Origin of the sequence: Streptomyces niveus (assembly GCF_001723055.1) — a bacterium.
GTDB lineage: Bacteria > Actinomycetota > Actinomycetes > Streptomycetales > Streptomycetaceae > Streptomyces > Streptomyces niveus.
The window spans coordinates 1-981 of the sequence record NZ_MDCR01000431.1 but is presented as its reverse complement, the minus strand read 5'-3'; the positions used below and the strand labels follow the sequence as shown (position 1 = coordinate 981).

Annotated in this window: 1 protein-coding gene; it reads right to left on the bottom strand. The window is 72.4% G+C overall.

Features of this window, described 5'->3' with window-relative positions; genetic code table 11:
* Window positions 1–90 precede the first annotated feature (90 nt).
* Window positions 91–981, bottom strand: an 891-nt coding sequence (locus BHU15_RS35475; protein WP_141726957.1) for an MFS transporter, incomplete at its 5' end; no start/stop codon positions are given.

Below are 981 nucleotides of genomic sequence, written 5' to 3'. Positions count from 1 at the left end.
ATGCAGAGAGTCCTCTGCACAGGTATTTTTGCAGAGGACTCTCTGCATTGTGCCCGGCCGTGAGTGATGAGCCCGCGGTGACAGCCCGCGTCAGGGCGAGCCCGGCACCGCCGGCGGGTCCAGGCGTTCCGCGTTGCGGCGGGCCGTGCCCCGTGCCCACTCCCCGCTGGTCAGCGCGCCGACCACCAGTACCGACAGGCCGAGGCCGGTGATGATCCACCACGCGGGCCTGCTCGCGTCCGCGAACGCCTCGTCGCCGATGCCGCCGCGGTGCGTGGCCGCGCCCGCCGCGCCCGCGGCCAGTACGGCTCCGATCACGGCGACGCCCAGCGTCGTCCCGATCTGCCGGCTCGTCGACGCGACGGCCGCGGCCACCCCCGACTGCGACAGCGGCATCCCGGACACCGCCGTGTTGGTGATCGGGGCGTTCACCATGCCGAAGCCGACGCCGAACAGCATGTATCCGACGATCAGCAGCCCCAGACGAGTCTCCGCCTCGAAGACCGCGAACATCAGTCCGCTGGCCGCGAGGGTCGTGCCCGCGATCAGGAGCGGGACGCGCGCCCCGTACGAGCCGACGAGCCGCCCCGACAGCGGCGCGCAGACCAACGCCGGCGCCGCCATCGGCAGGATGTAGAGGCCGGCCTCCAGGGGGGAGAGGTTCCGGACGTTCTGGAGGTAGAGCGTGTTCATGAACAGGAAGCCGCCGAGGGCGCCGAACGCGCACACCGCGATGATCGTCGCCCCGCTGAACGGCGCGCTGCGGAAGAAGCGCAGATCGATCAGCGGCTCGTCGCGCCTCGGCTCGTAGAGGATCAGCCCCGTCAGCGCGAGGGCGGCGGCCCCGGCGAAGGACAGGATCAGCGGCGACGTCCAGCCCGCGGTCGGGGCCTCGATGATCGCGTACGTCACCGCGCCGAGGGTGGCCATGACCAGCAGCTGCCCCACGGGATCGGGGCGGCGCGGCTTGGCGGCGCGCGA